Source organism: Sphingobium sp. V4 (genome assembly GCF_029590555.1).
GTDB lineage: Bacteria > Pseudomonadota > Alphaproteobacteria > Sphingomonadales > Sphingomonadaceae > Sphingobium.
The window spans coordinates 669,399-689,469 of record NZ_CP081001.1 but is presented as its reverse complement, the minus strand read 5'-3'; the positions used below and the strand labels follow the sequence as shown (position 1 = coordinate 689,469).

At 65.5% G+C, this 20,071-nt stretch carries 20 protein-coding genes; 11 read left to right on the top strand and 9 right to left on the bottom strand.

All coding sequences use genetic code 11. The features are described from left to right. Positions 1 to 11 precede the first annotated feature (11 nt). The 5 genes from K3M67_RS03555 to K3M67_RS03535 form a co-directional block, all read right to left on the bottom strand. Complete coding sequence (locus tag K3M67_RS03555) at positions 12 to 656, bottom strand: trimeric intracellular cation channel family protein (RefSeq protein ID WP_066858296.1); 645 nt, start codon at positions 654 to 656, stop codon at positions 12 to 14. A 199-nt stretch (positions 657 to 855) separates the two neighbouring features. After that, the gene (locus tag K3M67_RS03550; protein ID WP_066858293.1) at positions 856 to 2,166 is read right to left on the bottom strand and encodes a M20/M25/M40 family metallo-hydrolase; all 1,311 of its coding nucleotides are present in this window, start codon (positions 2,164 to 2,166) and stop codon (positions 856 to 858) included. Continuing rightward, positions 2,163 to 2,708 carry a glutathione peroxidase gene (locus tag K3M67_RS03545; protein ID WP_285832301.1) on the bottom strand — a complete coding sequence of 182 codons (546 nt, stop codon included), beginning with the start codon at positions 2,706 to 2,708 and terminating at the stop codon, positions 2,163 to 2,165. Before K3M67_RS03545 ends, K3M67_RS03550 begins: the two co-directional genes overlap by 4 nt. Positions 2,709 to 2,747: 39 nt before the next feature. Beyond that, complete coding sequence (locus tag K3M67_RS03540) at positions 2,748 to 3,461, bottom strand: VIT1/CCC1 transporter family protein (RefSeq protein WP_066858286.1); 714 nt, start codon at positions 3,459 to 3,461, stop codon at positions 2,748 to 2,750. Positions 3,462 to 3,541: 80 nt separating this feature from the next. Then, complete coding sequence (locus tag K3M67_RS03535) at positions 3,542 to 5,323, bottom strand: ABC-F family ATP-binding cassette domain-containing protein (RefSeq protein ID WP_066858283.1); 1,782 nt, start codon at positions 5,321 to 5,323, stop codon at positions 3,542 to 3,544. 195 nt (positions 5,324 to 5,518) lie between these two features. On the opposite strand from K3M67_RS03535, the gene K3M67_RS03530 reads away from it, so the two are divergent. The 5 genes from K3M67_RS03530 (at position 5,519) to K3M67_RS03510 (ending at position 10,095) form a co-directional block, all read left to right on the top strand. Beyond that, positions 5,519 to 6,250 (top strand): SIMPL domain-containing protein, encoded by a 732-nt coding sequence (locus K3M67_RS03530; protein ID WP_285832300.1) that lies wholly within the window; start codon positions 5,519 to 5,521, stop codon positions 6,248 to 6,250. A 178-nt stretch (positions 6,251 to 6,428) separates the two neighbouring features. Then, entirely contained in the window at positions 6,429 to 6,767 is a 339-nt protein-coding gene (locus K3M67_RS03525; protein ID WP_066858277.1) for a hypothetical protein, read from the top strand. A 46-nt stretch (positions 6,768 to 6,813) separates the two neighbouring features. After that, entirely contained in the window at positions 6,814 to 7,479 is a 666-nt protein-coding gene (locus K3M67_RS03520) for a response regulator transcription factor (RefSeq protein WP_066858274.1), read from the top strand. Between the two features lie 202 nt (positions 7,480 to 7,681). Further along, positions 7,682 to 8,986: a sensor histidine kinase gene (locus tag K3M67_RS03515; protein WP_066858271.1), complete on the top strand. Its 1,305-nt coding sequence runs from the start codon at positions 7,682 to 7,684 to the stop codon at positions 8,984 to 8,986. 479 nt (positions 8,987 to 9,465) lie between these two features. Then, positions 9,466 to 10,095 carry a glutathione S-transferase family protein gene (locus K3M67_RS03510; protein ID WP_285832884.1) on the top strand — a complete coding sequence of 210 codons (630 nt, stop codon included), beginning with the start codon at positions 9,466 to 9,468 and terminating at the stop codon, positions 10,093 to 10,095. Between the two features lie 122 nt (positions 10,096 to 10,217). On the opposite strand, the gene K3M67_RS03505 is transcribed toward K3M67_RS03510, so the two are convergent. Further along, positions 10,218 to 10,967, bottom strand: coding sequence for a Bax inhibitor-1/YccA family protein (locus K3M67_RS03505; protein ID WP_066858393.1), 750 nt, complete (start codon positions 10,965 to 10,967; stop codon positions 10,218 to 10,220). Positions 10,968 to 11,089: 122 nt separating this feature from the next. Between K3M67_RS03505 and thpR the strand changes: the two genes are divergently transcribed. Further along, on the top strand, positions 11,090 to 11,662 hold the full coding sequence (thpR, locus tag K3M67_RS03500; RefSeq protein ID WP_285832299.1) for an RNA 2',3'-cyclic phosphodiesterase: 573 nt from the start codon (positions 11,090 to 11,092) through the stop codon (positions 11,660 to 11,662). A gap of 12 nt (positions 11,663 to 11,674) precedes the next feature. Here the strand turns inward: thpR and K3M67_RS03495 are convergent, their stop codons facing one another. Then, positions 11,675 to 12,217: a superoxide dismutase family protein gene (locus tag K3M67_RS03495; protein ID WP_285832298.1), complete on the bottom strand. Its 543-nt coding sequence runs from the start codon at positions 12,215 to 12,217 to the stop codon at positions 11,675 to 11,677. Between the two features lie 221 nt (positions 12,218 to 12,438). Between K3M67_RS03495 and K3M67_RS03490 the strand changes: the two genes are divergently transcribed. Then, positions 12,439 to 14,019 carry a glycosyl hydrolase family 79 N-terminal domain-containing protein gene (locus K3M67_RS03490; protein ID WP_285832297.1) on the top strand — a complete coding sequence of 527 codons (1,581 nt, stop codon included), beginning with the start codon at positions 12,439 to 12,441 and terminating at the stop codon, positions 14,017 to 14,019. A 112-nt stretch (positions 14,020 to 14,131) separates the two neighbouring features. After that, the gene (trmFO, locus tag K3M67_RS03485) at positions 14,132 to 15,475 is read left to right on the top strand and encodes a methylenetetrahydrofolate--tRNA-(uracil(54)-C(5))-methyltransferase (FADH(2)-oxidizing) TrmFO (protein WP_285832296.1); all 1,344 of its coding nucleotides are present in this window, start codon (positions 14,132 to 14,134) and stop codon (positions 15,473 to 15,475) included. Positions 15,476 to 15,488: 13 nt separating this feature from the next. Here the strand turns inward: trmFO and K3M67_RS03480 are convergent, their stop codons facing one another. Then, the gene (locus K3M67_RS03480) at positions 15,489 to 15,953 is read right to left on the bottom strand and encodes an EF-hand domain-containing protein (protein ID WP_285832295.1); all 465 of its coding nucleotides are present in this window, start codon (positions 15,951 to 15,953) and stop codon (positions 15,489 to 15,491) included. Between the two features lie 44 nt (positions 15,954 to 15,997). Continuing rightward, on the bottom strand, positions 15,998 to 16,669 hold the full coding sequence (locus tag K3M67_RS03475; protein ID WP_066858257.1) for a hypothetical protein: 672 nt from the start codon (positions 16,667 to 16,669) through the stop codon (positions 15,998 to 16,000). Between the two features lie 222 nt (positions 16,670 to 16,891). Between K3M67_RS03475 and K3M67_RS03470 the strand changes: the two genes are divergently transcribed. From K3M67_RS03470 to K3M67_RS03460, 3 genes are read left to right on the top strand one after another with little or no spacing between them, the layout of a single operon-like run. Continuing rightward, positions 16,892 to 18,745: a pilus assembly protein TadG-related protein gene (locus K3M67_RS03470; protein ID WP_285832294.1), complete on the top strand. Its 1,854-nt coding sequence runs from the start codon at positions 16,892 to 16,894 to the stop codon at positions 18,743 to 18,745. Continuing rightward, positions 18,742 to 19,332 (top strand): TadE/TadG family type IV pilus assembly protein, encoded by a 591-nt coding sequence (locus K3M67_RS03465; RefSeq protein ID WP_285832293.1) that lies wholly within the window; start codon positions 18,742 to 18,744, stop codon positions 19,330 to 19,332. The genes K3M67_RS03470 and K3M67_RS03465 overlap by 4 nt, the downstream gene beginning before the upstream one ends. Next, complete coding sequence (locus K3M67_RS03460) at positions 19,333 to 19,977, top strand: TadE/TadG family type IV pilus assembly protein (RefSeq protein WP_285832292.1); 645 nt, start codon at positions 19,333 to 19,335, stop codon at positions 19,975 to 19,977. Positions 19,978 to 20,071: the final 94 nt, after the last annotated feature.

Sequence of the window (20,071 nt, the reverse complement as noted above, 5' to 3'; positions counted from 1 at the left end):
CAGAAATCGCCCTACCCCTGCTCATCCCGATAGACCGGCAACCCCAGCCCCCGCCGGATCGCCGCCGCCCGCAGCGCGAAGCCCAGCAGCGCGGCGATCATACCGGCGACCGGCATGTCCAGCCCGATCCAGCGCAGCGCCACGAACAGCCCCGACGCAAAGGCAGCCACCGTCACATAGAGTTCGGGTCTGAGCAGGATCGACGGCTCGCCCGCCAGCAGGTCGCGCATGATGCCGCCGACGCAGCCCGTCACCACGCCCATCATGCCCGCGACGAAAGGCGGCACGCCGAAGCTCATCGCCTTGGCCGCGCCGAACACCGCGAAAGCAGCCAGGCCCACCGCGTCTAGCCAGTCGAGCGCCCGCTCCTTCCACCAGCGGCGCGGGGTGAACCAGACGACCAGCGCCGCCGCCATGCAGGCGATCGCCGGCACCGCGTCCACCACCCAGAAGACCGGCGCCCCGATCAGAAGGTCGCGCACCGTGCCGCCGCCCACTCCCGTCACCAGCGCGAAGAAGGCGAAGGTGACGAGTGTCTGCTGCAGCCGCGCGGCGGCCAGCGCGCCCGATGCGGCGAAGACGAATGTGCCGATGATGCTCAATGTTTCAAGCACCGGACCGATCGACGGGGGGAGCAGCGGCGAATGTGGAAGCATGAGACCATCCCTACAGCCGGATGGCGTTCGTGTGAATCGGCATTGCGAACGAAGTCGGGTATCCTGCGCGCAAGCGCCCTCGCCCCCTCTACCGAGCAGCCGTGTCAGGCCATCGGTCCCAAGGCCCGGCGCGAACCCGACCCCGTTCGTCGTCAGTCATGACCGTCATCCCCGCCCAGCGGGGGATGACGGCCGGACATCACTTCCGTCCCGGCTCCGCCGCCAGCCGGCTCATCAATATGGCGGCGCGCTTCGCCTGACGCTTCATGCTCGCCAGATCGACCTTCTCCGCCGGGCTATGGTCGCCACTGGAAGCCGGCCCCAGCCCGACCAGTCCGTCCGTATCCTGCGCGACGAAGGCGATGTCGCCCGCGCCGCGCTTGAGCGGATCGAGCGCGGGCATTTCGGCCAGGCCCAGGTCGCGGTTGATGCCGTTCAGCTTGGCCAGCAACGCCCTGTTGCCATCAGTGGGCGCCATCGACGGATAGCCGAGGTCGAAGGTGATGCTGGCCGACGTGCCGTTGAGGTGCCCGCTGTCGACGATCGCCTGCATTTTCGCCTGCACCCGGCTGGTCTGCTCCTCGCTCAGCGTCCGGAAATCACCCTTCGCCACCGCGACCGGCGGGATGATGTTGGTCTTGCCCGTCACCGCGATCCGCACGCCGTCCTTGTCCACCTCCGCGCTCTGGCCGCCGCCGATCAGCCCGACATTGAAGGTCAGGTTCGGTTCGGGCAGTTCCTTGCGGAAGGCCGTGATGATCCGCGCCAGTTCATATATCGCGCCATCCCCCGCCTTTTCGGAGAAGATGCCCGAGCTATGGCCCGACTTGCCCGTCGCGCTCAGCGTCCAGCTGTTGGAGGAGCGGCGGGCGATCGAGCCCATGTCCTTGCCGTCTTCCTGGGACAGCCCCTCGAAATCGAGCGCGACATCGGCGCGCTTGCCCGCCGCGACCAGATCAGCGCGCGCGATCGAGACGGGATCGCCCGAATCCTCCTCGTCGCCGGTCAGCACCACTTCGATATTGGCGGTCTTCAGCGTGCCTGCTGCCTGCATGGCCTTCAACGCCAGCAGCATCGTCGCCACCCCGCCCTTGTCGTCGGCTGCGCCGGGGCCACGGGCGAAGTCGCCTTCGCGCACGAAGGTCTGGAACGGCGAATCCGGTTCGAACACGGTGTCGAGATGGCCGATCAACAGCATCTTCGTCGTGCCGGCTCTGCCCTTGTGGACCGCAATCAGATGACCGGCCCGCTTGGCCGCATCCATCGGCTTCCACGTCACGGCAAAGCCCAGCGCCTCGAACTCCGGGCGCAGCATGTCGGCTACCGCCTTCACGCCCGGAAAGTTCATCGATCCGCTATTCTGGTTCACCAGTTTTTCGAGCAGCACGACGGACGGTTCATAGCCCGCCTCCACGCTTGCTCCGATCTTGCGCTCGGCCGGGCTGAGCGCCGCATGGGCGATCGGCGCGCCGCCCAACAGCAGCGCGCCCGCGATCAGCGACCGAATCACTTGGCCAGTTCCGCCTCGATCGCGGCGACCAGCGCTGGGTCGTCAGGCGCCGTCGTCGGCGCGAAACGGGCGGCGACGCTACCGTCCCTGCCGATCAGGAACTTCTCGAAATTCCACAGGACTTCGGGCTGTTCGGTCGGTGTCATGCCATAACCTTTCAGCTTTTCGCGAAACCCGTCGCCCTCGCCCTGCGCTTCAGGCTGCGCGCTGGTCAATGCGGCGTAGAGGGGATGCTTTTCGGGGCCGGTGACGACGATCTTTTCGAACATCGGGAAATCCACGCCGAAATTGGTGGTGCAGAAGCTGGCGATCTCGTCGTTGCTGCCCGGCTCCTGCGCGCCGAAATCATTGGCGGGAAAACCTGCCACGACCAGCCCCTTGGCCTTATAGTCGGCATAGAGCTTTTCCAGCCCCTCATATTGCGGGGTCAGCCCGCATTTGGAGGCGACATTGACCGCCAGCACCACCTGGCCAGCATAATCCGCCAGGCTGGCGTCCGTCCCATTGATCGTCTTGAGGGGAATCTGCTGGATATCAGTCATTTATCGTCTCCTGAAAGTAGGTCGGCGCCGACCTTGCCATCATATCGCCGCGCCGAAAAGATGCCCCGCGCCCGCCGTCACCGCCATCGCCAGCGCGCCCCAGAACAGCGTGCGCAGGATCGACCGCAGCGGCTTCGCTCCGCCCAGCCGCGCCCCGGCATGGCCCAGCATGGCCAGGCAGAGCAGGCAAATCCCCACGATCGCGATGATGGCCTCGCTCGCCGGCACGAGCGCGGCGGCCAGCACCGGCGGCGCCGCTCCCGCCGCAAAGCTGGCGGCGGAGGCCAGCGCGGCCTGCACCGGACGCGCGGTCGCGATTTCGGAAATGCCCAGCTCGTCCCGCGCATGGGCCGCCAGCGCATCGGCCGCCATCAACTGCTGCGCCACCTCGCCCGCCAGGTCCGGCGTCAGGCCACGTTCGACATAGATGTCGCGCAATTCCGCCCATTCGGCATCGGGCTGGGTGGCGAGCGCCTTCCTCTCCTTGGCAAGATCGGCCCGCTCCGTGTCCGACTGCGCGCTGACGGAAACATATTCCCCTGCCGCCATCGACATGGCGCCCGCCACCAGCGAAGCGATGCCGGTCAACAGGATGGTCTGCGCGTCCGCGCCCGACGCCGCGATGCCGGTCATCAGGCTGGCGGTGGACACGATCCCGTCATTCGCGCCCAGGACCAACGCCCGCAGCCAGCCGACGCGGTTCACATAATGAACCTCATGATGGGGCTGTGCGGATGCGGTCTGCGTGTCCATCGGATACCTCGTCCCCGTCGCGTCGCCCCTACCCTGCCGTTCGTTCCGAGCGAAGTCGAGCCCCGAACGGACGCAGGCGTTCAGCCGGCCAGACCCTCGGCCTTCTCTGCCAGTTCCAACCAGCGCTCCTCGGCTGCATCCTTTTCGGCCCGCGCCTTCTCGATCGCGCCGGTCAGCGCGGCGAACTTCGCGGGATCGCGGGTGTAGAGCGCCGGATCGGCCAGCGCCTCCTCGTCCCGCGCGATCGCCGCTTCCAGTTCTTCGATCCGCTTGGGGAGCAGGTCCAGGTCGCGCTGGTCCTTGTAGCTGAGCTTGGCCGATAGGGGCTTTGGCGGAGGCGGAGGCGCGGCCTCCTTCTTCTCCGCCCTGGGTGCCTTGCGTGGGTCGCGCTTGGCGATCCAGTCGGCATAGCCCCCCACGATCACGTCCACCACGCCGGTGCCGTCCAGCCCCAGCGTCACCGTGACGGTGCGATCCAGAAAGTCGCGGTCATGGCTGACGATCAGCACCGTGCCGTCATAGTCCGCGATCACTTCCTGCAACAGGTCGAGCGTTTCGAGGTCTAGGTCGTTGGTCGGCTCGTCCAGCACCAGCAGATTGGATTCGCGCGCAAATTCCCGCGCGAACAGCAGCCGCGACCGCTCGCCGCCGGACAATGTGCCGACCTTCGCCTCGGCAAGGCTCGGATCGAACAGGAAATCCTTGAGATAGCCATGGACATGCTTGCGTGACCCCCGCACGTCGATCCAGTCGCCCCCTTCCGCCAGCACGTCGCGCACGCTCTTGTCGCCCTGCATCAGGCTGCGCTGCTGGTCGATGAAGATCATGTCCAGCGTCCTGGCCAGCGTCACCTCGCCGCTGTCGGGCGCCATTTCCCCGGTCAGCAGCTTCAGCAGCGTCGATTTGCCCGCGCCATTGCCGCCGACGATTCCGATCCGGTCGCCGCGCTGCACGCGCAGCGAAAAATCCTTGATGATCGTGCGGTCCCCGAACGCCTTGGTGACATGCTCGGCCTTGATGACGCTCTTGGTCTTGCTGTCGTCGCTCGCCACCGCGATCTTGGCGGTTCCCTGCGGTCCCTGCATCGCCGCGCGCTGGGCGCGCATTTCCCACAGTTTCGCGAGCCGCCCCTGGTTGCGCTTGCGCCGCGCGGTGACGCCGCGTTCCAGCCAGTGCGCCTCGATCTTCAGCTTCGCGTCCAGCTTCTCGGCCGCCCGCGCCTCCTCGGCATAGACCGCTTCCATCCACTGCTCGAACCCGCCGAATCCCACCTCGTTGCGGCGCATCTGCCCGCGGTCGAGCCACAGCGTCTGGCGCGTGAGCCGGGTCAGGAAGGCGCGGTCATGGCTGATGACGATGAAGGCTCCGTTGTAGCGCGCCAGCCAGTTTTCCAGCCAGTCGATCGCGGCGATGTCCAGATGGTTGGTCGGCTCGTCGAGCAGCAGCAGGTCCGGCTCGCTCGCCAGCGCGCGGGCAATGGCGGCGCGGCGACGCTCGCCGCCGCTCGCCGTCTTCGCCTCGCGCGACAGGTCGATGCCCAGCTGGTCGGCGATCGCCTCCACCTCATGGGGGGGCGGCGCGAATTCTCCAGCCAGCGCGAAATCGCGCAGCGTGGCAAAGGGTGTCACGTCCGGGTCCTGTTCCAGCGTGATGACCCGCGCGCCCGGCTGGACCGATCGCGTGCCCTCGTCCGGCTCGATTTGGCCGCCGATCAGCTTCAGCAACGTCGTCTTGCCAGCGCCGTTGCGCCCGATCAGCGCCAGCCGGTCGCGCTGCCCGACATGAATGTCGATGCCGCGAAACAGCCAGTGGGTGCCCTGCGAGAGGCCGAGATTTTCGAAGGAGAGGATCGGAGCTGCCATGGCGGTGCAGCTAGAGCATTTTCTTGGGCGGTGGAACCACCTGACGGCTCGGAAAATGCGGAACACACAAACCGGCGGGCGGCCGAGCGCAAGAACGGAACCCGAAAGCTGTCGCACGGCTTTCACCGCATGTCAGCGTCCATTCATCGCACCCGGGCCAAATACGGGTGCAAGGCTTATCGAGGAGAAAATTTCATGAAATCCGCTCTCGCCCTGATGGCGCTCGGCGCCGCCGCACTGCCTGTCGCGGCACTTGCCCAGACCAGCGTCACCATCGCCGAGACCGCGCCGGTGGTGACATTGAACGTCACCGAAAGCGTCGAGGCCGCGCCAGATGTCGCGACCGTCGGCACCGGCGTCCAGACCCGCGCACAGACCGCGCAGGCCGCCATGCAGGACAATGCCGCGCAGACCGAAAGGTTGATCGCAGCGCTGGCCAAGGCCGGCATCGCGAAAAAGGACATCCAGACCAGCGGCATCAATCTCAGCGCCCAATATGACTACAGCAACCGCGACGGCCAGCCGTCCGGCCCACGCTTCATCGGCTATGAAGCGTCGAACCAGCTGACGGTGAAGCTGCGCGACATCAAGCGGGTCGGCGCGTCGCTCGACGCGATGGTCGCGGCAGGGGCGACCAACATCAACGGTCCCAGCTTCTCGATCGAAGACCCCTCGCCGCTCCTCGTCCAGGCGCGCGGCGCCGCGCTGAAAAGCGCCAGGACACAGGCCGATTTCTATGCACAGGCCGCAGGATTTGGTTCGGCGCGACTGGTGTCGATCAGTGAAAGCAACAGCGGCGGCACTCCGCCGATGCCGATGATGCAAAGCGCGCGCTTCAAGGCCGACGCCGCGCCCGTCACCCCGGTCGAACCCGGTCAGGTGAGCGCCTCGGTGACGCTGACCGTGCAATATGCGCTGGAGAAATAGGGCCGTCGCCAAATCATGATCGTCGTCCCCGCTCAGGCGGGTCGAAGAGAGGCGCGTGACTCTCTTCGACATCTCCTGAACGGGCAGGAAGCCCATGTTTCGGACGATGGGTCCGCGCCTGCGCGGGGATAACGAAAAACGGAAACAGCATCCCGCACCGCCATTCACCACCTGTTCAATGCGCTGCGCCTATGCCATGCCCATGATGATGAAGTGGAACAGCCTGACCGCTGCCCTTGGCGCAGCGCTTGCCTTGGCGGTGGCGATCCCCGCCGCCGACGCCGGCAATCGCCGCGACGAACAGGACGCCGCCCGCCGCGCTATGCTGGACGGCCAGGTCATGCCTTTCTCGATGATCAAGCGTCGCGTCGACGCCGCCGTTGGCGGCGCCACCTATGTCGGCAGCGAGTTCAACCCCTCGTCCAACCGCTATCGCCTGAAATATGTGAAGGACGGCAAGGTCATGTGGGTTGATGCGGACGGCAGGACGGGCGATATTATCGGCATGGCGCGCTGACCGGCGCGCCCTTCAACCCTATTCATAACAGAAACGGAACAGCCCCATGCGTCTGCTGATCGTCGAGGATGAACCGAGCCTGGGCCAGCAGCTCAGGAACACGCTGGAGGGCGCGGGCTACGCCGTGGACCTCGCCACCGATGGCGAGGACGGCCATTTCCTGGGCGCGACCGAAAGCTATGACGCGGTTGTGCTGGACCTGGGCCTTCCCACCATCGACGGCCTCACCGTGCTCGACCGCTGGCGCAAGGAAGGCCGCGCTTTCCCCGTGCTGGTGCTGACCGCGCGCGATAGCTGGTCGGACAAGGTGGCCGGTCTCGATGCCGGTGCGGACGACTATCTCGCCAAGCCGTTCCAGAGCGAGGAACTGATCGCGCGCCTGCGCGCGCTCATCCGCCGCGCGTCTGGCAATGCGTCGAGCGAACTGACCGCAGGCGACGTCCGCCTCGATACCCGCTCGGGCAAGGTGACGCTGAAGGGCGATCCGGTGAAGCTCACCGCGCAGGAATATAAGCTGCTCTCCTACCTGCTCCACCACAAGGGCAAGGTGGTCAGCCGTACCGAGCTGATCGAGCATATCTACGATCAGGATTTCGACCGTGATTCCAACACGATCGAGGTGTTCGTCACCCGCATCCGCAAGAAGCTGGGCGCCGACGTCATCACCACCATCCGCGGCCTCGGCTATAGCCTGGACGAGCCGGGGCGGTAATCACGCGTTCCTTTCCCCCCGTTCGGGCTGAGCCAGTCGAAGCCCTCCACTTTTCTTCGAACGGAAGGAAGGCCGTCGGGCTTCGCCCGCCTCCGGCTCGGCAAGCTCAGGCCGAACGGCCGTTCGGGCCAATGTCTAAAGCCGCATGACCGACCTCCAGTCCCCTCCACCCGTCCGCTCCACCGGCTCGATCAGCCGGCGGATGATCGGCATCGCGGCTCTGTGGATCAGCGTGCTGCTGATCGGCGGCGGCGTGGCGCTGGACCGGGTGCTGGCGGATGCGATCACCCGCAATTTCGACGACGGCATGAACTATGTGCTGACCGCGATGATCGCCGCGTCGGAAATCGGTCCGGACGGCGAGGTGCTGTTCAACCGCGAACTCGCCGACCAGCGCTTTCTCGAACCCAATAGCGGCCTCTATTACCAGATCAGCGCCAAGGGGCATGAGGACTGGCGCTCGCGCTCGCTCTGGGACCGCGCGCTCAAGGTGCCGCCGGAACATCATGACCGCCATCTCCATGTCTATGACAGCAAGCAGTTTCCGGGCGAGGATCTGCGCATCATGGAACGCACCGTCATCCTGCCCGGCTCGAACGCGCGCTGGATGTTCATGGTCGCGCAGGCGCGCGAGGGGCTGGACGGGCAGATCAGGACGCTCCGCTCCACCCTCTTCAAGAGCTTCACCCTGCTCGCGCTCGGCCTGTTCGTGCTCGCCACGCTCCAGACCATCTATGGCCTGCGTCCGCTGCGCAAGGTACGGCTGGAAATCATCCGGATGCGAGGGGGCGAGAAGAATCGCGTGACCGAACCCATGCCCGCCGAAGTGCTGCCCATGGTCGAGGAACTCAACGCCCTGCTCGCCCATAATGAACGCCAGGCGGAGGAAGCGCGCACCCATGCGGGCAACCTCGCCCATGCGCTCAAGACCCCGCTCACCGTCATCATGAACGCCGCCACCGCCCGCTCGCCCGACCTGGGCGAAACGGTGATCCGCGAGGCGACGACGATGCGGCGACAGGTCGACCATCATCTCGCCCGCGCCCGCGCGGTGGGGCGGCGCGGCGCGGCACACAGCCGCGCGGAAGTCTGGGCCAGCCTGACCGCCGTGGAGCGCGCGGTGCAGCGCCTCTATCCCGAAGCGCGCGTCGACATGGACGGCGACAAGGAGGCTGCCGTGCGCGTCGAGCGGCAGGATCTCGACGAAATGCTCGGCAACCTGATCGAGAACGCGGCCAAATATGGCGGCGGTAGCGTCTTCGCGACGGTCGGCCGCGCGGCCGGCATGGTCGAAATCCTGGTCGAGGATGACGGCATGGGCATACCGGAGGCCGACCGCGTCCGCATCTTCGACCGCGGCGTGCGCCTCGATTCCGGCAAGCCCGGCACCGGCCTCGGCCTCGCCATCGTCCGCGACGTGGCCGAAATCTATGGCGGCACCGTCGCCCTGGAGGAAAGCGAGGATCTGGGCGGCCTGCTGGTAAGGCTGCGACTGCCGTCGGCTTGATCGGACGGCAGCGCTACCGTGGCATTACCTGTCTGCACGCGGGAAGATCGGTTCATGATGCACGGAACTGGCCAATCCGTCACAAGCTGAAGCCACCATTACACAACGGCTTATACGGTTCCCGCCGGCGCCCGTCATTTCAGGGTGGCATCGCAGGCCCGAATTCGAAGCATGGGGGGGCATTTTGAGATAGGTTGCCGACGCGGAGCCGTGCCAGTCCACAGCCTCATGGAGACTTTAGAGCGGTTTCCGATCCGGCTGCACCGGATCGACCGCTCTAAGTTTTTGGTTTGCCGCATTTTCCGAGTCATCAGGTGATTCCACCTGATTGGAAAATGCTCTAACCGGCCTGTCGAGCAGTGAGGGATGGCGTAAGCGGGCCATTTCGTCCCAGACCGACGGCTTGCATGGCTGAAGAGGATAGCGCCGACCGCATCCATGCGGCACCCTTCGCCCACTCGATTCAGGAGAGCCTGCCCATGTCCCTCGATCTCGTCTTCTACACCAATCCCATGTCGCGCGGGCAGATCGCCCGCTGGATGCTGGAAGAGGTCGGCGAAGTCTATGAAACCGTCATCCTCGATTATGGGACGACGATGAAGGCCGCCAACTATCTTACGATCAATCCGATGGGCAAGGTTCCCGCAATCGTCCATCAGGGGCGCGTAGTGACCGAATGCGCCGCCATCTGCGCCTATCTGGCGGACGCCTTCCCCGGCGCCGGTCTCGCCCCGCCCCCTGCCGATCGCCACGCTTATTACCGCTGGCTCTTCTTCGCCGCCGGCCCGGTGGAGGCCGCCGTCACCAACAGGGCGATGGGCTTCGTCCTGCCCGAGGGGCGCGAGCGCGCCGCCGGCTATGGATCGCTCGACGCGGTGCTGGACACACTTGAACAAGCCGTATCGGGCGACGCCTGGATTTGCGGAGACCAATTTACGGCTGCCGACGTCTATGTCGGGTCACAGATCGACTGGGGCCTCGCCTTCGGCACCATGCCTGCTCGCCCCGCCTATACCGCCTATGCCGAAAGGCTCCGCGCCCGCCCAGCCTATCAGCGCCAGAAAGACATTGACGGCGCGCTGATCGCGGAGATGCAGAAGCAGGACTGATGCCGCCGCGTCGCCGTTTCCCGACTATGCTCGAAACGGAGAGCGGTCGGCGCAATGCACATGACAAAAAGGCCCGGTGGATCGCTCCACCGGGCCTTCCCTAATCCGTCTAACCGCGCCGATCAGTCGCGGTTGCCGCCCATGAAGCGCAGCAGGAACAGGAACATGTTGATGAAGTCGAGATAGAGGTTCAGCGCCCCCATCACCACCGACTTGCCCATCATGTCCGTACCCGCGACATGGGCGTAGATGCTTTTGATCTTCTGCGTGTCATAGGCGGTGAGGCCTGCGAACAGCAGCACGCCAAGGCAGCTGATGACCAGGTCCATCGCGCTCGACTTCAGGAACAGGTTGATCAGCATCGCGATGAAAAGGCCGACCAGGCCCATGATCAGGAAGGTGCCGAAACCCGAAAGATCCTTCTTCGTGGTGTAGCCCCAGAGACTGAGGCCCGCGAAGGCGGCGGCGGTCGCGAAGAAGGTCTGCGCGATCGACGTGCCGGTATAGACCAGGAAGATCGACGAGAGCGACAGACCCATCACCGCGGCATAAGCCCAGAACAGCGCCTGCATCGTCACCGTCGACAGGCGGTTGATGCCGAAGCTCATTACCATCACGAACGCCAGCGGCGCGAACATGATGACATATTTCAGTATGCCGGGGCCGGCGAGTATCTGATAGGCAAGCCCGCTCGACGCGAACAGCAGCGCGACGATGCCCGTCAGCAGCACGCCGCTCGCCATATAATTATAGACCGACAGCATGTAGCGGCGCAGCCCGGCGTCGAACGCCTCGCCGCGCGCGGCGGTGGTGCCGCCAAAGCCCGGAATGCCGGCCTCTGTGCCGGGACGGGGGTCGGACCAGTTGGCCATGAAAATCATCTCCTTCACCGGCACTCATCGCCGGCCTTCCTATTATCGGCGCTTCCACGCCCGACTTCAAGTCAAACCGATCAATGCGTGGCACAGCACCGGCTTGTCCCTATATTGGCGCCATGCACCGTCTGTTCGTGGCCATCCGCCCGCCCGCACCGATCCGTTCCCTTCTGCTGTCGCTGATGGCGGGCGTGCCCGGCGCGCGCTGGCAGGATGACGACCAGTTGCACCTGACCCTGCGCTTCATCGGGGAGGTCGAGCGGCACCAGGCCAACGACATTGCCGATGCGCTGGCCGCGATCCGTTTCGCGCCCTTCGACATCAGCCTGTCGGGCGTCGGCAGCTTCGACCGCAAGGGCGTGGTGGACACGCTCTGGGCCGGCGTCCAGCCGCGCGATCCGCTGGCGCAACTGCACCGGAAGATCGACCGGGCCTGCGTCTCCGCCGGCCTTGCGCCCGAGGGTCGCGCCTATCTGCCCCATATCACCCTGGCGCGGTTCGGCCGCGCGGGCGGCATGGTGGACGCCTTTCTGGCCGCCCATGCCGCTCTCGCCAGCCCGCCCTTTCCGATCACCGGCTTTAGCCTGTTCGAAAGCCGGATCGGCCATGGCGGCGCCCGATACGAGGCCGTGGCCGACTATGGAGAATTTGAGGACGAATTTGGAGGCGGAGGCCCGGTCGCCCCCGCCTGATCGGCCGCGCGATCAGCCCGCCTTGAGCACGCCGCAGGCGACCCGGCCGCCGGCATTACCGGTCGGGTCGGTCTTGTTGTCATCGGCCTGGGCATGGATCACCACAGCCGCGCCATCGGCATCGAGCAGCGGGGTCGCGCCGCCCTGGATGCTGCCATGCGCGACCACATATTCCAGTTCGCCCGCGCCGTCCGACCCGGCGACCATGTTGGGCATGTCGCCCATATGCATACCAGCGGGATTGTCCTTGCCATGCTGCCGCCCGGCCGGGTTCCAGTGACCGCCCGCGCTGGTGAAGTCGGGCCCGGTGCAGGTACCGGTGGTGTGGATATGCACGGCGTGGATGCCCGGCGTCACGCCCTGCGCCTTGACCACGACATGCAGCCCGTCCGCCGCCTCGGTCACCATTGCCTGCCCCCGCGCGCTGCCGTCACCAGCCGCCAGGCTGGCGCGGGCCGTGGGCGCGGCGGGCGCGGCCGCATCCGGGGAAGCGGTGGCGCAAGCCGACATGGCGAAACCAAGCGGCACGGCGAGCAGGATGGGCGTGATCTTCATGGATAATCTCCGGAAAGGGCGCGAGAAAGCTCCGCGCGCAAAATCTTCTGCGCGAACGCGGCAGACAGGCTTTTGTTGCCGATCCGAATCCATTTGTCACGCGGGCGTCCCTTTCGGTTGCCGGTGGTCAGGCATAGTCCCAAACTATGGATGCCCCAGAATTCAATATTTGACGCTTTGAACAGACTGCTGAATGTCCCGACCCGCTTAGGAGATGGACGATGAAATATATCCTTGCGGCCTGCGCCATGCTCGGAGCCACTGCCATGGTCCCACCTGGAGAGGGCGCGGATGGGCTCGCAATCGGACCGCAGAGGCTTGATCCAGCCCATATGCCGCGCATCGCGTCCGTCGACCCGCGCTTTCAATCCTATAACATCGAAATGCTGGAGGTGATCGGCGGCGCTTTCTGGAAACCTTATGGCAGCAAGGTCGACGCGACAGGCCGGGTTGACGCCGGCCATGCCGGAATCGATCCCTCAGCCTATCAATATCGACCCCCTATCGACCTTTCCAGCCCGCGCCTCATCACCCTCGCCAAAGCGCTGGGGCCGGCCTATCTGCGAGTCAGCGGCACTTGGGCGAACAGCATTTATTTCGCTGGTGACGACAGGCCGCTTGCGCGGACGCCCGACGGTTTCAAAGGGGTGTTGACGCCGACCCAATGGCGCAACGTCATCCGTTTCGCGCAAGCTGTGGATGCAAGGATCGTCACATCCTTCGCCATCAGCGCCGGCGTGCGCGATGCCGATGGCGTCTGGACCGACGCACAGGCGCGCCGCTGGCTGGCCTACACGCGCAGGGCCGGGGGCAGCATCGCCGCCGCGGAGTTCATGAACGAACCGTCCATGGCCGGCATGAGCGGCGCGCCAAAGGGCTATGACGCCGCCGCCTATGGCCGCGATTTCCGCCTGTTCAAACGCCTGGTCGACCGCGAGGCGCCGGACATGATCCTGCTTGGCCCCGGCTCAGCGACGGAAACGCCCGCGCCCTGGGGTATGCCGCCCCACATTCCAGGCTCCATCGCAACCGACGCATTGTTGGCGGCGTCCGGCCCTGGCATCGATGCCTTTTCCTATCATCATTATGGTGCCGCCTCCCAGCGCTGCGCATCGGCCCGCCTGCCACAGACCGGCATCGATCAGGCGTTGTCGGAGGAATGGCTGGCGCGGACCAGCGCGACCCATGCCTATTATGCGGCTCTGCGCGACGTCCATGCACCGGGCAAGCCGATCTGGCTGACCGAGGGCGCCGACGCGGCCTGCGGCGGCAATCCATGGAGCGGGCGCTTCGTCGACAGCTTCCGCTATCTGGACCAACTCGGCCGGCTGGCCAGAGTGGGCGTCCAGGTCGCCATGCATAACACGCTCGCCGCCAGTGATTACGCGTTACTGGAACCTGCGGATCTCACCCCAAAGGCCAATTACTGGGCAGCCCTGCTCTGGCGCCGGTTGATGGGGGCGACGGTCCTGGATTCCGGCGTCCCGCTGCGTGAAGGCGCACATGTCTACGCCCATTGCGCCTCCGGCGGTCGTGGCGCCGTTGCGCTGCTGGTCATCAACAACAGTAGCCGGGAAGAGACGATCCTGGACCTGCCGCTCGCCGGGATGCGCTACACGCTGTCCGAACCCGATCACTCCTCTTCAAGTCTCCGTCTCAACGGAACATTATTGCAACTGGGCGCCGGGGACAAACTGCCTCCGATGAATGGCGCGAGCCACCCTGCGGGACGGTCGATATTCGCCCCGCGCACGATCAGCTTCATCACCATGGAGCGCGCAAACAATATCGCGTGCCGCTAGACGGCTGTGCCACCGCCCCCGCCTGCCCTATATTCCTTGCCTCTCACGACAAGATGGCCCACTGGCGAGCGCCATCACCCCATCTGCGATACAGTGCGAAGTCAGGCGAACCATGTCCATGCATCAGGTCCATATCATCGGCGGCGGCCTCGCCGGATCGGAAGCCGCCTGGCAACTGGCGCAGTCCGGCATCCGCGTCCGCCTTTCCGAAATGCGGGGCGCGGGCGACATGACCCCGGCGCACCAGACAGACGGCCTTGCCGAACTGGTCTGCTCCAACAGCTTCCGCTCGGACGATGCCGACAAGAATGCCGTGGGCCTGCTGCACCAGGAAATGCGGCGACTGGACTCGCTCATCATGGCGCAGGCGGAACCGGCCAAGGTACCCGCCGGATCGGCGCTGGCGGTCGATCGCCACGTCTTTTCCGGCGGCGTCACGCGCGCGCTGGCCGACCATCCCAATGTCGAGATCGTGCGCGAGCGGATCGACGCGCTGCCCGGCGAAGGCATGACGATTGTCGCGACCGGCCCGCTGACCGCCGCCGCGCTCGCCCAGAGCATCGGCCAGGCGGCGGGGATGGAGCATCTCGCCTTCTTCGACGCGATCGCCCCGGTCGTCCATTATGACAGCATCGACATGGACCAGTGCTGGATGGCCAATCGCTGGGACAAGATCGGCCCCGGCGGCGGCGAGGGGAAGGATTATATCAACTGCCCGATGGACAAGGACCAGTATCAGGCCTTCGTCCAGGGGCTGATCGACGGCGAAAAGACCGAGTTCAAGGAATGGGAGGCCAGCACTCCCTATTTCGAGGGCTGTATGCCGATCGAGGTGATGGCATCGCGCGGGCCGGAAACATTGCGCCACGGGCCGATGAAGCCCATGGGCCTCGACAATCCGAAAACCGGCCGCTGGCCCTATGCCGTGGTCCAGTTGCGGCAGGACAATGCCAGCGGCACGCTGTGGAACATGGTTGGTTTCCAGACCAAGCTGAAATATGGCGCGCAGGTCGAACTGTTCCGCACCATCCCCGGCCTGGAAAAGGCCGAGTTCGCGCGGCTGGGCGGGCTGCACCGCAATACCTTCATCCAGTCGCCCAAGCTGCTCGATCCCACGCTGCGTCTGAAGAGCGCGCCCCATATCCGCTTCGCCGGGCAGATGACGGGCTGCGAGGGCTATGTCGAGAGCGCTGCCATCGGCCTGATCGCGGGGCGCTTCGCGGCGGCCGAACTGCTGGGCCGAGCGCTGACTCCGCCACCTGCCGACACCGCCCTGGGCGCGCTGCTCGGCCATGTGACGGGCAATGTGGCGACGGCGGACTATCAGCCGATGAACGTCAATTTCGGCCTGTTCCCGACGCTGGACGACGTAAAGAAGAAGCAGCGCAAGGAAGCCTATACCGCGCGCGCCCGCGCTTCCTTTGGCGCTTGGATGGGCGAGATGGCGCTGGTCTGACCTTCCCACCCCGTTAGCATCTGCACCTCTGCTTCGCCGCACGTTTCGGCGCCGTCGTCGCGAACTCCGCCGGGGTCAGCCTGCCGTCCTGGTCGCCATCCGCCGCGCCGAAGCGGTCCGCCGTCGCCACCGCCCATTCCTCGAAGGACAACAGGTTGTCGCCATCCCTGTCCAGCGCCTTGAACGCCCTGGTGCGGCTGCCCAGCATCTCGACGCGGGTGATGACGCCGTCGCGATTGCGATCGTAACGGGCAAAGCGCTTCTGTTCGCGGTTCTGCGGGCTGGCCTCGCCGGGCATGGGCGGTGCGTCGCCGACCGCATCGGGATCGCCCTCGGGCAGACTCTCGACCGCAGGCGGCGGCGGTGGGGCCACCGCCAGTTGCGGCGTCGGCGCCGTGTCCGCGCGTCCCTGCCACCAGAACAGCCCGCCCGCCACCAGCAGCAGCGCCGCCATGCCCCCCGCCAGCATTCGCCCCATGCCTGCCCCCTTCAGCTTCGCAGCAGACAGCCTATCCTTTTCGCCTAGCGCCCGACAAGCGCGATCCGCAGCAGCCGCCACGCCAGCGCGCGCGGCATCCCCGCCGGCGCGCCCCGCCCCGCCAGCACGTCCTGCCGCGCCAGGGTGAAGGCGATCCGCAGCGGCTTCCACCCGCGCGGCCAGCGCCCGCCGTCAACCTGCGGCAGCAGATCGCGCGCCATCGCCAGCGCCGCGTCGGCCAGCGCCGGATCATCGACATGCCCGGCCAGATCCCAGAGCGCCCAGACCTGCCCCGCCGCGACCAGCCATTCCGGCGCATCAGCCGCATCGGCCCCCATCTCCGCCAACGCCCGGAACAGCCCCCCGCCGCGCCCGACCGCATAGTCGCGCAGGCCATCGGCGTCGATCTCCGGCTCGACCACCAGCACTTCCCAGCCGTCGATCATCGCCACCAGCCCCGGCGCGGCCATAGCGCCGGAGGCGCGCATCGCGTCCACGACCGGCTCGCCACGCCCCTTGCGCGCGTCCACGTCCTCGATCACGTCATTCCACCAGGCCAGCCGCATCTGGCCGATGGCGCGATCGCTCGTCGTGCGCGCGACCTTCGCCAGCCGCCCGTCAAACGCCCAGATCGCCCGATGCCGCTGCGCCCGCGCGCCGGCATGAGCGGCCAGCAGCAGCGCGAGCGGAGGGAGCCCTTCGTCCGCTTCGCTCATCGCGAGACTCCCCACGCGCTGCGCGTCCTGCCGGTTATCAGTCCTTTAACCATCTTCCTCATACACATTCTAACGAGTGCGCCTGCATAGGCGGAAATGCTGCCCAGCCCGGACGTGGGGGGTGTCGGGCGCGACATGGGTGATTGCGGACAAATGGGCAAGCGGAACAGGCAAGTCATCGATTTCTTGGCACGGCTGGTGAAGAACCAGGCGGGCAACACTATGGCGATTGTCGCGGCGTCGTTGATCCCGCTTGCGGCATTGATCGGTGGCGGCGTCGACATGAGCCGGGCCTACATGGCCAAGGCCCGACTGCAACAGGCCTGCGACGCCGGTGCCTTGGCCGGTCGCCGATCGATGACGACATCGTCGATGACCAGCACCGATATTGCCGAGGCGACGAAATTCTTCAATTTCAACTTCCCGCAGAACACGTTTCAGACCGACAGTTTCACGCCCAACATCCGCAGTGATCCCAGCCAGACCACGACCGTGCTGGTGTCGGCCACGACCCGCATCCCCACCACGATCATGCGTATATTGGGTTTCCAGTATATCAACCTGGATGTGTCGTGCAGTTCCAAGTTCGACATCGGCAATACCGATGTGATGCTGGTGCTGGACACGACGGGCTCCATGGACAGCAGTATCAGCAACGGCTCGGGTGGCACGACCACTCGCATCGCCGCGCTGCGCCAGGCCGTGCGCGATTTCTACGACACGCTGGGACCGGGCGACACCAATACCGGCCGGGTCCGCTACGGCTTCACCCCCTATGCCAGCAACGTCAATGTCGGCTATCTGCTGCCGACGACGGCGCTGGTCGGCGGCGCCACCGGAGATACATGGGCCTATAATTCGCGTATCGGTACATTCTATCGGGAAAATGGATCGAGCACGGCCACCTGCTACATGCGGCGCGGCGACAACACCTGCCATGCGACCTCGGCGGCGGCCAATAGCTCATCGAGCGGCAGCACCTATAGCAAAAACAGTTGCATAAACTGGGGCAATGCGTCGCAGACGACATCCGGCACCGCGCCCAGCAACACGAGCGTCACCACGTACAGCTACGACAGCTGGAACGGGGATACCTCCACAAACCCGTCGGGCAGCGGCGACAAGAAATGCGTGCGCAAGGCGGTGACGGTCACGAAAACCTACGAAACGTCCACCACCGGCGGTGCGGGATGGACCCGCTATGGCTGGCAATATCAGGTCGTGAACCACGTGGTGTCGGACTATATTACCGGTGCGACCGTCGCCAACCCGGCCTATGATGCCGGCACTACCACGCGCTGGTCGGGCTGCATCGAGGAACCCGACACGGTCAACACGATCAATTCCAGTACGTCAACGAGCAGCGTGCCGTCCGGCGCGAACGACCTCAACATCGACCTCATCCCCAGTTCCGCCGCCACGCGGTGGCGGCCCTTCTGGCCGGACGTGTCCTGGTATCGAACGTCCACGCCGGCATCATCGCCCTATTGGAGCAGCTGGACGGGCGATCAGGCCGCCTGCCCAACCCAGGCCCGCCCGCTCGCCGAATATGCGTCCCGCGACTCGGCACCCAGCAACGACCCCAGCGCCACATCCTTCAACGCCTATGTCGATTCGCTGACGCCATGGGGCTTCACCAATCACACGACGGGCATGATCTGGGGCGCGCGCATGATGTCGCCCGACGGCATCTTCGCGGCGAACAACGGCGCCGCGCCGAACGGATTTTCGATCTCGCGCCACATCATCTTCATGACGGACGGCGCCATGACCGCATCGGACGGCAATTATGACGGCTGGGGCATCAACCGGCTCGACGGCCGCATCGCAGCCACCGGCACGAGTACGACCGATCTCGTGACGATCCAGAACAAGCGCTTCAACATTGCGTGCGAGGCTGCGAAACGCAAGGGGTTCACAATTTGGGTCATCGTGTTCGCCAGTTCGTCGAACAGCGCGCTCAATGCCTGCGCATCAAGCAGCGACCATGTCGCGGTGTCCACCAATGCCGCGGCGCTCAGCACGCAGTTCAAGACGATCGCCCAGAACATCGGCGGCCTGAGGCTTTCGCAATGAGACGGCGGCCACGCACATCAGCATTGGTCCGCAATCAGCGCGGCGCCACGCTGGTCGAATTCGGCTTCGTTGCCTTCCCCCTGTGCCTTGTCATCATGGGGATCGGAGACCTGGCCTACCAAAGCTACCTCAACGCCGTCACCAAGGGCGTACTCGATCGCGCCGCTCGGGCCGCCTCGGTCGGCACGCTGAACGCGACGCAGATCGACAGCTTCATCTCGAACCAGATGTCCACCGTCATGTCGAAACAGGCCACGGTGTCGGTCGTCAAGACCAGCTACTACAACTTTTCCCGCATCGGAAAGCCCGAGAAGATCTTGACCGATACGGCGCCGCTGGGCAGCTACAATTCGGGCGATTGCTTCGAGGACGCCAACGGCAATGGCACATATGACACCAGTTCTGGCTCCGCCGGTCTGGGTGGCGCCGACGACATCGTCTACTATCAGGTGAATGTCTCCATGCCGCGCCTGTTCCCCATGGCGAAGCTGCTGGGCTGGCCTGCAACGCAGACGGCCACTTCGTCCGTCATCCTGCGCAACCAGCCCTGGGCCAATCAGGCAGCGCCCGCGAAGGTGTGCAGCTGAATGTCCGCCGCCTTCTTCCGCGCGTTGCGTCGCCTCCGCAAGGATCAATCCGGACTGGCGCTCATCGAGTTCGCCTACTCGTTGCCCGTCCTGCTGATACTCGCGCTGGCCGGACTTGAGGTCGCGCATCTTGCCATAGCCCACATGAAGCTGAGCCAGTTAGCGATGCTGGTGGCCGACAACGCATCGCGCGTTCGCGCGTCGATCGACGAAGCGGACATCAACGAGATATTCACGGGCGCGAATCTTTCGACCAGCGGCCTGAACTTCAAGGCCAACGGCAAGATCATCCTGTCCGACCTCGAACCCAATGGCCTGGAAGCCCCGAATAGCGGGCAATATATACGCTGGCAGCGTTGCTATGGCACAGGCAGCTTCACATCCAGCTACGGTGTCACCAATGACGGCAAGACCAACGCCAGTCTTCAGGCGATGGGGCCGACCGGCAATCAGATCGCCTCGATGGCGGGGACGGCCGTGATGTTCGTGGAGGTGGCCTATCAATATCAGCCGCTCATCTCGAACAGCTTGTTCGGGGCCAAAACGATTCGCTATTCGAGCGCCTTCAACGTGCGCGAACGGACCGACCAGGCGATCAAGAATGCCGGCAATCTGGCGGCATCGGCCACGGCGCTCTGCACCTGATTCCCGGTCCCCGCATCCTGCCCGCGCACAGCCGGCTCCCGCTTTCGCGCATGATGCCCTGATCGAAAAAGGGCGGCTCCGCCGGAACCGCCCT